The sequence below is a fragment of the Prochlorococcus sp. MIT 1223 genome, assembly GCF_034092465.1.
In the GTDB taxonomy this organism is placed as follows: Bacteria; Cyanobacteriota; Cyanobacteriia; order PCC-6307; family Cyanobiaceae; genus AG-402-N21.
The window spans coordinates 443,212-456,180 of record NZ_CP139303.1 but is presented as its reverse complement, the minus strand read 5'-3'; the positions used below and the strand labels follow the sequence as shown (position 1 = coordinate 456,180).

Sequence of the window (12,969 nt, the reverse complement as noted above, 5' to 3'; positions counted from 1 at the left end):
AACTATCAAATATCCAATACACGCCCACCTTCTAATGCAAATAAAGATTCTTTGATTTCTTTTATATGCTCAGCGTTCTCTCGATCAGTAATACCTCGATCAATAATCCTAAATAAACTCTCAACAGCTTGAACGACAACATATCCTCTATTGTTCTCGTCATTAATAACATCGATTAGTCTTTGTGCCGCTGCAGGTGCCGCTGCAATGAGTTTGCTATGGCTTTGATCTAATGCGTCTTGTGTTTGACGTTCCAGGAACTTATTCGCGTCAGGATGCTCTCGTACATATTTCCTAAGTGTTCGATAATCCATTCCTACTGATTCAGCAGCGACTTTCCATGTGGATCCATTACTTCTAATAACGAGTGCTCGTTGTACGTGAGGAGGCAGTGGAATCTCCTTGATTGTGGGCCTCCCGTTCCTTTTCTCTTTGATATCTGTCATATTCATTTCTTTTTCTCCACTGTCACTCGTAGATCCCATGCTGATACCTCTTGTGGAGTCTCATTATCTTTAACGATCACCATACGAAGAGTCGGTGGATCTTTCTCTATAGATAGATTATGTACACGTTGACGTAGACGTTCAATTTCTTTTCCTAGTCTCATTGAGCCAATCTTTTTCCTGTAGTTATTTTAGGTTTTTTAAGTCTTAAAAAGTTCCATTTAGTTCAAAGTCGAGCAAGATAGTAATCAATAGGTAATGAATTTAGACATGACAAGTTTTTATGGCGCATACAGTTCAATTGGTTCCCTCTTCCTTTTTACGTTTATTTTTGGAGTACCTTGTGGATTACTTTGCGCATCGTTGGCAAATAACAAAGGCTATAGCCCTTGGCGATGGTTCGCTGGCGGAGTCCTTTTTAATATTCTCGGACTAATTGCTGCAGCTGGTTTGCCCGACAGGCTGTTGAGAAACCAGCTACGTGAAGTATTAGAAAATAAGTCTTGGTCTTCTAAAAGTAATTGAGTTTAAGAAGAACTTTTAAGTAATTGTCAAAAATAATGTCGCAGGTGTCGCAGCAATTTTTTTCGGATTTTCCTGAGACATGCGACACTTCAGCCTACATTCGCTTAAACCACCATCGAGCTTTAATTCCATTGATTCGTTTCTCTTCTTGAAAATATCCCAGTCCTTTCAATGCTGTTGCTGCCATCTTGAAGTCAGATTGTTTGATGTGCTCTCTTTCCTTGATACCTGATTCGATAATTGCCTCGTCTGTTGTAAAGAATCTATCCTTGGATTGACTATTGGTCCAGATCCTCAGAGGTTCATGGAAGATGTTTTCTTGAACAAAGAGTTTATTTTTGCTATTTGATTCTGTTTGATCGTCGTCAGTGAGATAGGGTTTCTCTCCAGCCCTCCAAGCAAGAATTGCAGCCTTCCATATAGTTTCACGCTCTTCTTTTACTTTTTGAATATCGATCTTTTGACCTTCCAGTTGAGGTAAAGGAACAACCCAGAATCTTCTGCTACCAGTTGAGTCATTGAGAAAACAATCTTCATTCACTGTCCCAACCATCACACTTGGTCGTGGGGCCTTAATAACATTGCGACCATAAGGTGGTCTGAAGGTGTCGATTGAACTTGATAGTAATCCTTTTACTTCTCCTACAGCCTTTTTAGTCGTTAATGTCTCAAGCTCTGCAAGCTCATAGATAAAGCATGTTTGTAGATGCATAAAAAGATCTTTTCTGTTGGGTTCCCAGGTATCACAAAACCAATTTGGATTTGGAAGTAAAGCTTTAAAAAAAGAACTTTTAAAAATCCCTTGTGGACCTTTAAGTACCAGCATGTTGTCGAATTTACAACCTCTTTCTGCTGCTCTAGATACTGCTCCTATTAAGAAGGCTTTTAGCATCTTGTCGTACAGGGAATCATTGGTTCCGAGGAAGTCGGTGGCAATAGTGTTGATGTTGACTTGATAGAAGTTTGAGTCGTTTTCGATTCCCTCTAACCATTCCCATATAGGGTTATAACAATTCTGTTTGGCAGCAAAAATTAAGGCATCTTGAGCATCAGCTTTCCCGATCGCCCAGCCTTTTTGATTTAAGAAAATATGAAAATAATCTTGGATATTATTATCTAATAATGCATTTTCATATTCTGGTTCAAGAGTTAAATTATTCCATTTTAGTTTCTTAGAAAAAACGTCTAGAAGAAGGTTGACTAAATCACCTGATGATAATCGGCAAGATCTTTTAGTTCCTTCTTTTTCAATTTCCCATCCATCAGGAATTGATTTTATAAGATCTGACATTACGCTTCCTCCTTGATTTTTTGACTGGGAGCTTTCCAGAAGTCAAAGACCTCAAGGCATTTCTTGAAATTCCAAATGTATTGGGAGTTTTTGGATTCTCCTGTTTTTCTAAAGTGAATTCCATTCTTGAGGTATCCCTCATCACGCCTTCTTTTGAGGGTGATCGGGTGTACGCCAAGAGCTTGAGCAGCACGAGAAGTGGAGAGCCATTCGACACCTTTAGATGTAGACATTTTTGAAGCTTTAAAAGAATTATTTGATCTTCAACTACGTCACGGACGGCTGGCGTTGATTCAACTCACAATCCCCAAGCACGGCTTGGTTAGCCTCTGCAAAAGTTGTGCCACCAAGCACGGCTTGGTCAATTGCTTTGGGTAAGACTGAGAGGTGAGTTGATACCCCTTCAGAATATGTCTACAAGTATATACAGCTCTTTCTATAAGTCAAGAAATCCAGTCTGTGACTCACTAAAGTAATATTCTAGAAGAATCAATTAATGAAAATAGTTATTCTTTAAATAGATCATCGCAGTTCTTTAAATTTCATTCCACTCAACAGTTGGTAGTTCATAGTCATACGTTTTAGGTTTGAGTGATTCTGCTAAAGGCTTCCATGGTGAAATTACGCTCCAATGGCCAGAGGAACAAACTATATTTTTCTTCTCAAGTTGATATTTAACTTCAATCATTGATACGACAAATAGCTCTACTTTCGCTTCCTTTGCTTTTCTCAGCTCACCTTCAGTGACAATGACTTTAGAACCAGCGCTTCGAGTACCTTTAACTTCAACTCCAAAACTAAAGGTCTTTGAGTCACAAGAGAGGTCATAGCCAATCTTTTCCTTTGAGACATCTTTTACTTTTAGCCCTTTGGATTCATAGTGTGAAATAGCGAGCTTCATAGCGTAATCTTCAACGGCATTCCTTATTTCTTTATCTGCTTGATAGCCTTGAGACGTGCTTGAGCTCTTTTTATTTTTCTTCTTTTTCTTATCCAATGAAGAAATAATATAAGAAGCTTTGGTGTTTTTATAATTAATCGGTTTCCAGGTTATTAAATTATCTACTTCACTATTAATCCCTTGAATATCCGCTAATAATTGGAATTTAACTTTAAAAGGACTTTCTTCTCCTTGAGGCCTCCCATGCGATAAAGCATCGACTGAACCGCAATAAAGATATGGATTTGTTTTACTCGCATTTTTTGCTTTTTGCCTTACGAAAAGTTCTGCTCCACTTTCCAGCATCCCTTTCATTACAGGTGTAGTTGGCTTGCTGTATGGCCCTTTCTTTTGACTTGACCATACAAACTCAGGATATTCAAAGAAGTCTTCATAGCTGTTCTCTTCTTCAGTAAGATCTTGTTCTAAAGTCACCAATAAAACTACGGTATTTTTAAAAGAGAAGACGCCAGACCCACTTCGATTATTTATCTTTGTTTCACCAATCTTTTCATCCATATCTTTTCTTTGATAAGGATCTCCAATAACAAACTTTTCTTTAGGGAATATAGTTTTTTCCTTTTCCATTACCTACTTACTCGTTAAATCTCTAAATTTGATGGCACGTTCCATCGAACTTTCAAGCATGGCTTCATTGCTCCACTGAGCATAGGTGGAATTATGCACAGGAACGCTATGACCCATAAATGCTGCAACTTCTGTATCACTTAACTTATAAATTTGATGCGCTCGCTTGCTATAAGAATGTCTAAAGCTATATGGCACCACTCCTATATCTGATTTCAATTTTTTCCAGACTTCATTAAATCGTAGGTAATTTCTAAATGCATCACCTGCTCCAGCTTTCATTCTTGGTAAAGGATCTCTCTTCTTAACACGTTCCAATAAATGCCATTTTTCTTCCCATTCGGGATGGAGCGGCCAAAGTCTTCTTGGCTTAGTTATTCCTCCTCCAGACTTTTTGCAGTAAGTACAAAATAAATATTCTTTGTCATTCTTTTTGATCGTTAGATGTTCATGACGTACTTCTTCAGGCCTTAATCCATAGCAAATAGAGAGTTTTAAAGCAAAGTCCCACTCCATTGCTCTGTCTCGTAATCGATGCTTTTTTTCATCCTTATCGATGTCTATTGGCAGTGAGCCTAATAGCGCCATTAGATCATCATCTTCTATTGCAACTGTTGGATTAGACGTCTCTTTCTTCTTCTTGGCAGACTTGACTCCTACATAATCATCGATTGCATTTCTTGGTGGTGCAGACCAATTCTCTGGATTTAGTAAATAGCCTGATTTTTTAGAAGTTCCCCATCTTAGGAAAGCTGCAACATGTTGAACTCTGATTTGCCTGCTGCGACTGCCAGCTTCTAAGGGCTTAATTGGTTCGGGCTTTTTATTCTTGTCTTCGTAGTCACCGATTTGAATCAATAACTCATTAGCATTTGTCGCTGTTTTCACTATCTGCTTAAACCTTACATATGTTTTCCCTTTGTCGTTTGGCCTTGGTGGATTGATTTTTGTATTAGGTCTTCCTCCATACTCTTTATTCCAGCTCGCTTGCGTGACATCACCTTTTTGTTTGACCTTGTAGTGTTCGTATTTTTCCCAGGCTGCAAGAAGAAGCATTGGGTTTGCTCTATCTGCAGCACTAGGAACTTCAGTATTGGCTTTGTTGATTCGATCAATTGCCTCATCTAATCCACATATCTTTTTCTTGACCACTAATTCATGTACTTCAAGAACCAACTCTTGGATCTTTGCTTGTTGTGCCCGTTCCCATAAGACAGGAAGATTCTTGAAAACTCTCGTTCCATCATCAAACCTCACGCCAAGACAAGCCCTTCTCCTGCCTTTCGTTGTCACCTGCCAGTTTGCTCCAACCTCCCCCCGAAGGAAGATCCTCATGCTTTGAACCCAATCTGGCGCTTCTGAACGAGCTTTCATTAAGGATGAGGACTTTAAAGCGGGATCTCAGCGGGATCTCCTGAGTAAATACAAGTTAAAACAAATAGATATTCATTTCAATTGTTAGTCTCAAACTCATTACAATAGCTAGGATATTTTTAGTCAGAGATTGGATTTTTATTTCAGTCTCATGTGTACAACCGATTGCTTTGGGAGCACTAGGTCGCAGGTTCGAATCCTGTCGCCCCGACTGGTTTTTTAGAATCTCAAGGTGAGAAAGGGTAGCCCTAGGGGTAGCTAGATTATTGCAATAGGTCTATTCAGAAGGGTTTTCAGAGTTTGCCAGCGACCACCCCACCTCTAAATAAAAAGGACTGACCTAAGTCACTGCAAAGAGACTTCCCACTGATATTCATTCATCAAACCTTCATTTCGAAATGCAATTGCAAGACAATTACCTTTTGAATCATTTACTACAAACTCTGTCCCTCCAAAAAGAGGTTCGTTTAAGTAAGATTTTGATCGATCCACTTTATCTGCAATATCAGAGCCAAGAAAGCTGAGAATCTTCTCCAAAACAGCATCCTCCTCTGCCGTTTTGAGTAATACAAAGGTTCCAATAATTTTTTCTTTTCTTGTCTCTTCTAAAGTCTTTGGCAATACCTCTGCTTTTATAGCCTCTTGTTTTTCTCCAATTTGTCTAATGTATCTCCGAAGTTTTCGGTCTGATAGTCCAGCCGCGGCAATTAATCCCAGTGGACCAAACAAAAATCCACATAGCCCCCATGCTGCAGCACTATGACCTTTATCTTCAGCAATTGATGAGGCTAAACATGCTGTTATCAAAGCAATGACAATCAGAAGCAAAAAAGCCATAAATTTCGAATACTTATTTCTCTTTCTAGCTCATCTAGTTCACTCCAATTCCCCTTTCTCTACTTTGTCCCTAATTAATTTGAGGATTTGAACGACTTTGTCATCTTCAGGGTCTAAATATTCATTCCACCGATGGTGACGTTGCAAGGCAAATAATGTACATCGAAGTTCGGTTAAAGATGCATTTAATGGCTCATTTAAAACCTTCCTCATTAATTCATGGCAAGCTTCAAAATCGCCACATACTTCATAGCCATTCATTGCTAGAGCAAATAGCCCCCACACCTCTTGATAGTCATAGGATTGATCTTCTGGGTTAGGGATCTTCGCTAAATCAAGATCCTCATTAGGTATTAATTTAATCTTCGCCATTAAAGAAGTCTTGGTCGAGCCTTGCAACTTGGATTGTCTCTTTTACTTGAACGCCTACACAATGCTCGATCATTAGCTTTGCTAAGCCAACTCCATCGATTAGAACTAGACGAACATCTTTAAGACCATTAGCAAATTCTTTTGCCTCAGAAGTAAAAACACTACTAGTAACGAAAACACCTTTTTTACAACCACCTCCACTCATTGCCCCAACAAAACTTTGGATCGTTGGACGTCCTACTGAATTGTCTGAATATCTTTTCGCTTGGATATAAATTTGATCAAGACCAAGCTTATCCTCATCAATAGTTCCATCAATTCCACCATCTTTTCCTCTAGGCACACCTTGAATTCTCCTTGGGTCGCCACCTCCATATCCCATTTTTGCAAGAACTTGCAAAATCAGATTTTCAAATGCTGCTGGCGAAATACTTTTAATTTGTTCAAGAAGATCATCAACCAATTGCGATCTCAATCTTTTAATTCCTCTATCGATTAAGTCTTGAGGTGTGTCATCTTCTAAATCATCACTATCAGAATCTTCTAGCCCTTGAGCACGTGTCCTAGCATTCTTTGCCTGATGATTTTGGTATTCAGGAATTCCTTTTAGATCACTTTTAGTTATTGCTCGTTCAAGATTTAATAACTGCGTAGAATTAGGTCCTAAGGCGAAATATCCACGTTTTGGGCCAACAAGAGCACCAGCGACACGCAAGTAAGAAGAAGCCCAGCCAATTCGTTCCTTCGCAACACATTTCCCATTGCTTTCTTGCAAAATTGCAAGCTGTTCATCTGTAAGACGTTCTTTTTTAACGACAGCTTCAATTGCATCGTGGCGGTACATTTCCCCACTCTCTTTAAGGACCAGCAAAAGAGGTCTCATAAATTGATGCCATTTTGGAATGTCGACCAAGGTGAATTAGATATGTTTATTTATTTAATCTAAATAAACAAAAAGAAGTTGCATTTTCGGCTGTCTGGTTCTCCCAAAGCACTAGGTCGCTGGGGGTAGCTGTAGGGGTAGCTGAGTGATTAGAACCCCTTTAAATATGTTCTAATTTCTTGCAATATTGAGTCTCAAATCAATTTGCATCACGTCTTCTAGCCCTTTGATATCAAGGCTTTTTAATGATTCTCACCTTTTACGACCTCGTCCTTTGGGAGCACTAGGTCGCAGGTTCGAATCCTGTCGCCCCGATCAGTCAGAGACAGGCTTCCCAGCCTGTCTTTTTTAATGGGAAAACATTTGTGGGAACCTTGTGGGAATAATTCTTGGATGAATGCTGGGGTTTTCTATGGCTAAGCTATTTTTTCCCACTACTTGAATGGATTCTGTTGTTGCAGATTGGATTTGTTCACTATCATTAGTGCATCAGACATAGTTCTGGTTTCCCCTGGATGTTTTGACGAACTATTCGAGCAGGAGTAAATAAGCCCAATTTTTCTGAAGATTGGTTTCCTCTTCGATAGCTAGGCAAAACTGCCGCCTAAAGAGTCCTTTTTAGGTTCGGTCCGTAACCTTCTCCCAGTTTTGGAGTTTGGATGCTGATGGTCAGGTCATAAGGCAAAGCAACCTGCTTTGACGTAACTTCTTATGCCTAGAGATCAGTATTCAGATAAGGCCCAGAAAATTACCCGAGTTAATGGGCAAGACATCGGATTTCCTGTTCGAAAACCTATTACTGACAACTCTCATCGCCGAGGTCATTACCAAGGGGTTAGAGATGAAGCTCAAGAAGCTCGTTTATTCAATGACGCAGTTTTTGAGTATGAGAATCGAACAGGGCATGTGTTCTATAAAAAAGAACCAACTATCAAAAGGCTTAAGCAATTAGTACGGGCAAAGCGTCTTAGATCCTCACGCATTAATGCAAACTAAAAAATTTGTCTCTACTGAGGAGGCTGTTGAGCTTCTTGGTATAGGACGTTCTCGTCTGATGGAATTGAAGGCATCAGATGAATTAAAAGTAGGAACCCATTGGGTTTATTTAACTGGTAGGAGATCTGGTCCGATTGGTTGGTCTATTGAATCAATCAATCAATGGAGGATTGAACAATCTCGCCGCATAGTTGCAGCCCCAGAAAAGGCTGCATTTGAAATAGAGGATTTCTCATCGATGGGAGTATGAGTAATGGACTTACGAGATTTTGGCGCTGTTCCTATACCTGATTCCAAAGAAGAGGAACAGGCATGGCAGGAAGAGCAAGATCGCCAGCTAATAGCAGAAGAGAAAAAAGTAGGAAGAAGATTGACTTCAGCTCAATCAAATTCAATTCAGATCAAAACATTAAGAGGGGGTGACTCAGTAGGAAAAAGGGTCTGGGTAGTGGATCAGTTTCTTGCTTTAGGAGCAGTTTTGCTTTTGGCGGCTGAAAAAGGTTCTGGGAAAACGGCTTTATTGCTGCGTTTGATTGAAGCGGTTAGCAAGGGAAGCTTTTTTTTGAATGAACTGCAAACAAGAAAACTAAAGGTATTACTGATTCAATGCGATGAACCTCAAGAAGATACTGAAATCAAATTGCGGTTGATGGGTTTGCCTGATGGTTTATGTGATGTTGCATGGCTTGAAAACACTCTCGATTTGACCTGTTTACAACAAAAAATCGATGAGAACATCTATCAATTAATCATCATTGATAGCGCAACAAAAGGACTTGCTTCTGATAATTGTGAAGTGACAGATACAGGATTTACGAGGAAGCTTTATAAGATCCGCTCAATGTTTGCAAAGGCAAAGGTCAGCGCAATTATTACTACTCATTTAAATCAACCGATCGATAAGAAAGAGAGGCAAACAATTACAGCGCATGATATAGCGGGGCTTTCTACAATCGGTAATGCCATTAGTGATATATGGGGTCTCGTAAGAGTTCCTCAAAAGCAGGATCAGTTTCGCCTAATCTGTCTGGGAAAGAGGAATTGCAGGATCAATACGCTATGGGAATTACAAGGAAGTGATGAGGATTATTCTTTTGAACTAGTCAAGGTAGGTGAAAATAATTTATTACCTACTAAGCGTAAGAAGTTAAGAGAAAGAATTAGCGATTATCTAAAGGAGACTAGTGATTATTGTCATCCTCGATCGATTGCTATGGGCCTGTCTCCAGCAAGTGAAGAGGAAGTAGTAAGGCGTTATTTAGCAGAAATGTATTCAGAAGGATTAATTCAACGCAGGAAAGTACTTGTTAATCATGGTCGTTCTAGATATGAGTACGCGACTTTTCCTACTTAGTCATAGCGCCTTTAGATTTGATACATAAACGCATTGACTTAAGTAGAGCTTAAAAGCTCTACTAGAGCAGGCTTAAGAAGCCCTGTTGGGTCAAGGTTTCTTGATTTTGCTTCTATTCTTAAATTCGCAGGAGTTTGTTGGTTCAACAAAAACTTAGATTTATTAGGTACGGGGGTTGGCGCTGGTTCAAAGAAAAATCCAGCTTTAATCAGTGGCCATAACGGAGTAGTTATACCAGTTTTGGCTTTTACAAGATGCTTACTTAAAGACCAATAGATTCGATCATCATCTGCAACGATTGCTCTGGCTGTAGCAACAGAATCGATTTTCCTTAATTTGCCTGCTTTGGGTTCAATCTTTAATCGCTGTAGTTGATCTAAAATATCCTCTTCGGAGGAACGATTAATGTTGATAGGTGTTATTGGCTTTAATTCTGAGAGATCTGGAGAGGCATAAAGATACTTTTCTAGTAAGGGCAGATTTCCTTTTGTGATACCACATTTAGCTTCAACAAGTATTTCTAGAGTTGACCAGTATTTTCTTGTTGGGTCATTTGCAAAATCTGACACTAGTTTGTCTACCTTTAATTTTGCGAATTTCTTGATCGTTGTCTGGAAATAATCCAATGCACGCTCAAATTCATTGGCATCTAAGTTACATATATTTAATTGAGTTGTTGATAGATCAAGTTCATATCTCCATTGGTCGCTAGACCCTGTATCTTCTTTAATCCTTAGCGCTATCGCCCATTCTTTTCCTGCTTGAACGAGTGCATGGAAAATATCATGCCCCTGGATAAGTCGATAATTACCTCCTCTCTCAGCGACAACAGTCATAGGCACAAAATTTAAAGAGTCTTTACTCTTAAGGTATTTTTTGGAAAGCCCAAGAACTTTAATTACATCAATATCAGGATCATTCTCTGTGAAAATATCCTTAACCGGAATCCGAATTAAATCAATTGAAGATTGGGACATGATTAATCAGAGAACTCTTTAACTAAAGAGTCAAAAGTATTTCTTGCTCTCATATAGCGAACAACACCTGGCAAACCTTTGGCATCCATAATTGATCTTGCTATGTCAGCAGTCTCATCTATTTTTCTTAACTGACGAGTATTGGGTTTATAAAAGATGCGTTTAAGTTCCATACGTTCTTCTGCCTTCTCAGCATCTTTAATTTGCTTAGAGACAGAAGAACTAGTTGGTGTTGAAGTCCAAGTTGTTCTCCATCGATTAAACCAAATTCCTAAACTAAAAGGCCCACCATCGGCACGTTTTATTTGAGCTGGTTTTAAGTAATCAAAGATGGCATTAGCATAATTTCTGATTGAATTACTATTTTGGAATAGAGCAATTGGAAGGATACAGTCAGCTGCACTTACGGCTTCTTGTGAAAATATACTTTGTTCATAATTAGGAGGCGCATCGATAATTATGTAATCGAATGACTTTGATAGGTTTAGGCTTAGTTTTCTTAAAGGCAACCTATCCTTTGCATCAAAATTTTTCATATAGCTAATACTTGCTCTGCTTAATGCTGAGTCAGCTCTTAGGACTTTTATATCAAAAGGGAAGCGTGGTTTTCTCCCTTTCTTGGGAATATTCGTGAATGACTTAAGCGACCTAATGATCCCTTCATTAGACAAATTATTTTGATAGTCATCGTCTAAAAGTTTTTTTGTCTCTCCTTCACTTCTTTCCATTTTGCAATTTGCAGTTAGATCTCCTTGGTTATGGTCAAAATCAATTAAAAGAATTTTATTCTTCTCTTTCTTACCAAAAGAGATTTTCTCACTTAATAGAATTGCCAGACTCTGAGCAATGGTTGTTTTACCAACACCTCCTTTATTGTTCCAAACAGTAAGAATTGTTCCTCTTAGATCACTATCTTGCATTATATGTTCCACCAAGTAGGCAATAGTTAAATCTATATTCTCTTTGTCCAACGACAATATTGAACTAATTGGGTAAGAAAGCATTCCATGTTTTCTAAAAAGTTGAATTTGGCACCCATTAAAAATGATTCCATACTTTACGGATTTGCACCTCTCTCCCGAAAGATAAGACTGTAATTGAGAAACTGTTTGAGAATATTTCTCTTCGCCTTCAGAAAAGATCCAGGAAGGTCTTTTGATTTCAACAATTAGATCTGGCTTTGTGAACTTATCTGAGTCTCCTAATGGTTGAAATTTGACAGCTAAATCAACTTTCTTATTGCTAGAGCATTTGTATTGGGGGAAGACTCTCTCCTGAGTTATTCCTAGTATTTGCAATAGATTTCTAGCTAAAGGCTCTGCTTCAGCTTCGTTTGCCTCATCTCTTAAATTCTTATCCCTCTTCCAATTCTCACATAGGCGAGTTATTTGACTTATTAATTCTTTTTTGGCAGTGGAACTTATCATCAAAAAATTTTAGGCCCCTTCCTTTTACAGAAAGCAGAAACTTTCTTGCAATTCTAAGTAAAAACGATGGTTACTTACTAAATCTGTTTACAGAGGGAATTTCCGAGTTGCAATCTTTATCTTTTGTTTCTATCTCATCAGAAAATAACGAACCAAATAAAATTAACAACGAACTCTGTTTACGCCCCACAGCTCACCATTCTTTGATGCTTCAAGTACTGCTTCGTAGACCTCTTTTGTCATTGCTCAGACAGGTGGGACTGATTTCTAAAAAGATAACGAATCAAGCAACTCATCGCCAGTAAGTTTCAGAACTCTCATAGGTCCTATAAATCCCACTTATCTATCCAAGCAAAATTAGAAATAACAGCTAGTGTTCTTGAAATTGCATTGGGTACGTTTTGAACGAATTAGAAGTACTTACCCTTTCTGGCTCAATTGCAGTGTTTGCTATTACATGGCTGTTCTTTGGATTTGGAGATGATGATGACGATGGAGGAATGATGAGACCTGTCAGACAGAACCTTGGTTAACGCAATTTCCTTTTCTAGGCTCTAGTTCTAAAAGCATGGACACTTCTTGTTAATAAAAGGTGTTTTAGGGGTATAAGAGTAATGGTCAGGAAAGCCACTGACTGTCTACAAAATTAAGTCCATGCCTTATTGCACCTATTCAGAAACTGCTCGCATCCTTGGATATTCCAGTCGAAGTACTTTATATAAAGTCAGACGTGATGGTTGGTTAAAGCCTTACGAAGTCAGTATTGAAGGGAAAACATATCTAGATCTAAATCCAAGAGGGCACTGTCCATTAGATGTACACCTCCAAGGAATCCTCCAATGGCGACCAAGTAATCCCACTAGAAAGATGAACTATATGGACGCGTAAGTTAATTGTCTACAAGTTTGAGAGGTTGTCGCTAGGAAGATTTCGAGCCTTCGGATGACCCACAGCAAAAA

17 protein-coding genes are annotated in these 12,969 nt (G+C 38.8%); 6 read left to right on the top strand and 11 right to left on the bottom strand.

The window, feature by feature from the left end; genetic code table 11:
• Nucleotides 1–5 precede the first annotated feature (5 nt).
• Both SOI85_RS02485 and SOI85_RS02480 read right to left on the bottom strand, forming a co-directional pair.
• On the bottom strand, nt 6–485 hold the full coding sequence (locus SOI85_RS02485) for a hypothetical protein (protein ID WP_320664656.1): 480 nt from the start codon (nt 483–485) through the stop codon (nt 6–8).
• The gene (locus tag SOI85_RS02480; RefSeq protein ID WP_320664655.1) at nt 449–610 is read right to left on the bottom strand and encodes a hypothetical protein; all 162 of its coding nucleotides are present in this window, start codon (nt 608–610) and stop codon (nt 449–451) included. Before SOI85_RS02480 ends, SOI85_RS02485 begins: the two co-directional genes overlap by 37 nt.
• Nucleotides 611–704: 94 nt before the next feature.
• Here SOI85_RS02480 and SOI85_RS02475 point away from each other — a divergent pair, with 94 nt between their 5' ends.
• Complete coding sequence (locus SOI85_RS02475) at nt 705–971, top strand: hypothetical protein (protein WP_320664654.1); 267 nt, start codon at nt 705–707, stop codon at nt 969–971.
• Between the two features lie 94 nt (nt 972–1,065).
• On the opposite strand, the gene SOI85_RS02470 is transcribed toward SOI85_RS02475, so the two are convergent.
• The 7 genes from SOI85_RS02470 to SOI85_RS02440 form a co-directional block, all read right to left on the bottom strand.
• Entirely contained in the window at nt 1,066–2,262 is a 1,197-nt protein-coding gene (locus tag SOI85_RS02470; RefSeq protein WP_320664653.1) for a virulence-associated E family protein, read from the bottom strand.
• A complete protein-coding gene (locus SOI85_RS02465) occupies nt 2,262–2,495 on the bottom strand; it encodes a hypothetical protein (RefSeq protein ID WP_320664652.1) in 234 nt (77 codons plus the stop codon). Before SOI85_RS02465 ends, SOI85_RS02470 begins: the two co-directional genes overlap by 1 nt.
• 302 nt (nt 2,496–2,797) lie before the next feature.
• Nucleotides 2,798–3,790, bottom strand: coding sequence for a protein NO VEIN domain-containing protein (locus SOI85_RS02460; protein ID WP_320664651.1), 993 nt, complete (start codon nt 3,788–3,790; stop codon nt 2,798–2,800).
• A 3-nt stretch (nt 3,791–3,793) separates the two neighbouring features.
• Nucleotides 3,794–5,164, bottom strand: a complete 1,371-nt coding sequence (locus SOI85_RS02455; RefSeq protein ID WP_320664650.1) for a hypothetical protein — start codon at nt 5,162–5,164, stop codon at nt 3,794–3,796.
• Between the two features lie 345 nt (nt 5,165–5,509).
• Nucleotides 5,510–6,001, bottom strand: coding sequence for a hypothetical protein (locus tag SOI85_RS02450; protein ID WP_320664649.1), 492 nt, complete (start codon nt 5,999–6,001; stop codon nt 5,510–5,512).
• A 39-nt stretch (nt 6,002–6,040) separates the two neighbouring features.
• A complete protein-coding gene (locus SOI85_RS02445; protein ID WP_320664648.1) occupies nt 6,041–6,373 on the bottom strand; it encodes a hypothetical protein in 333 nt (110 codons plus the stop codon).
• Nucleotides 6,360–7,286: a restriction endonuclease gene (locus SOI85_RS02440; protein WP_320664647.1), complete on the bottom strand. Its 927-nt coding sequence runs from the start codon at nt 7,284–7,286 to the stop codon at nt 6,360–6,362. Before SOI85_RS02440 ends, SOI85_RS02445 begins: the two co-directional genes overlap by 14 nt.
• Before the next feature lie 681 nt (nt 7,287–7,967).
• On the opposite strand from SOI85_RS02440, the gene SOI85_RS02435 reads away from it, so the two are divergent.
• Genes SOI85_RS02435 through SOI85_RS02425 form a run of 3 tightly spaced genes read left to right on the top strand, consistent with a single transcriptional unit; the run spans nt 7,968 to nt 9,606 of the window.
• Nucleotides 7,968–8,252: a hypothetical protein gene (locus SOI85_RS02435; RefSeq protein WP_320664646.1), complete on the top strand. Its 285-nt coding sequence runs from the start codon at nt 7,968–7,970 to the stop codon at nt 8,250–8,252.
• On the top strand, nt 8,242–8,502 hold the full coding sequence (locus SOI85_RS02430) for a hypothetical protein (RefSeq protein WP_320664645.1): 261 nt from the start codon (nt 8,242–8,244) through the stop codon (nt 8,500–8,502). The genes SOI85_RS02435 and SOI85_RS02430 overlap by 11 nt, the downstream gene beginning before the upstream one ends.
• Nucleotides 8,503–8,505: 3 nt before the next feature.
• A complete protein-coding gene (locus tag SOI85_RS02425; protein ID WP_320664644.1) occupies nt 8,506–9,606 on the top strand; it encodes an AAA family ATPase in 1,101 nt (366 codons plus the stop codon).
• A gap of 38 nt (nt 9,607–9,644) precedes the next feature.
• On the opposite strand, the gene SOI85_RS02420 is transcribed toward SOI85_RS02425, so the two are convergent.
• The gene (locus SOI85_RS02420) at nt 9,645–10,583 is read right to left on the bottom strand and encodes a hypothetical protein (protein ID WP_320664643.1); all 939 of its coding nucleotides are present in this window, start codon (nt 10,581–10,583) and stop codon (nt 9,645–9,647) included.
• Between the two features lie 2 nt (nt 10,584–10,585).
• The gene (locus SOI85_RS02415; RefSeq protein WP_320664642.1) at nt 10,586–12,010 is read right to left on the bottom strand and encodes an AAA family ATPase; all 1,425 of its coding nucleotides are present in this window, start codon (nt 12,008–12,010) and stop codon (nt 10,586–10,588) included.
• Nucleotides 12,011–12,411: 401 nt separating this feature from the next.
• On the opposite strand from SOI85_RS02415, the gene SOI85_RS02410 reads away from it, so the two are divergent.
• Complete coding sequence (locus SOI85_RS02410) at nt 12,412–12,543, top strand: hypothetical protein (RefSeq protein WP_320664641.1); 132 nt, start codon at nt 12,412–12,414, stop codon at nt 12,541–12,543.
• Nucleotides 12,544–12,664: 121 nt separating this feature from the next.
• Nucleotides 12,665–12,898 carry a hypothetical protein gene (locus SOI85_RS02405; protein ID WP_320664640.1) on the top strand — a complete coding sequence of 78 codons (234 nt, stop codon included), beginning with the start codon at nt 12,665–12,667 and terminating at the stop codon, nt 12,896–12,898.
• Nucleotides 12,899–12,969 lie beyond the last annotated feature (71 nt).

Coding starts and splice junctions, on each gene's coding strand:
- SOI85_RS02485 (WP_320664656.1), bottom strand. CDS start 485: ATGGGATCTACGAGTGACAGTGGAGAAAAAGAAATGAATATGACAGAT.
- SOI85_RS02480 (WP_320664655.1), bottom strand. CDS start 610: ATGAGACTAGGAAAAGAAATTGAACGTCTACGTCAACGTGTACATAAT.
- SOI85_RS02475 (WP_320664654.1), top strand. CDS start 705: ATGAATTTAGACATGACAAGTTTTTATGGCGCATACAGTTCAATTGGT.
- SOI85_RS02470 (WP_320664653.1), bottom strand. CDS start 2,262: ATGTCAGATCTTATAAAATCAATTCCTGATGGATGGGAAATTGAAAAA.
- SOI85_RS02465 (WP_320664652.1), bottom strand. CDS start 2,495: ATGTCTACATCTAAAGGTGTCGAATGGCTCTCCACTTCTCGTGCTGCT.
- SOI85_RS02460 (WP_320664651.1), bottom strand. CDS start 3,790: ATGGAAAAGGAAAAAACTATATTCCCTAAAGAAAAGTTTGTTATTGGA.
- SOI85_RS02455 (WP_320664650.1), bottom strand. CDS start 5,164: ATGAAAGCTCGTTCAGAAGCGCCAGATTGGGTTCAAAGCATGAGGATC.
- SOI85_RS02450 (WP_320664649.1), bottom strand. CDS start 6,001: ATGGCTTTTTTGCTTCTGATTGTCATTGCTTTGATAACAGCATGTTTA.
- SOI85_RS02445 (WP_320664648.1), bottom strand. CDS start 6,373: ATGGCGAAGATTAAATTAATACCTAATGAGGATCTTGATTTAGCGAAG.
- SOI85_RS02435 (WP_320664646.1), top strand. CDS start 7,968: ATGCCTAGAGATCAGTATTCAGATAAGGCCCAGAAAATTACCCGAGTT.
- SOI85_RS02430 (WP_320664645.1), top strand. CDS start 8,242: ATGCAAACTAAAAAATTTGTCTCTACTGAGGAGGCTGTTGAGCTTCTT.
- SOI85_RS02425 (WP_320664644.1), top strand. CDS start 8,506: ATGGACTTACGAGATTTTGGCGCTGTTCCTATACCTGATTCCAAAGAA.
- SOI85_RS02420 (WP_320664643.1), bottom strand. CDS start 10,583: ATGTCCCAATCTTCAATTGATTTAATTCGGATTCCGGTTAAGGATATT.
- SOI85_RS02415 (WP_320664642.1), bottom strand. CDS start 12,010: ATGATAAGTTCCACTGCCAAAAAAGAATTAATAAGTCAAATAACTCGC.
- SOI85_RS02405 (WP_320664640.1), top strand. CDS start 12,665: ATGCCTTATTGCACCTATTCAGAAACTGCTCGCATCCTTGGATATTCC.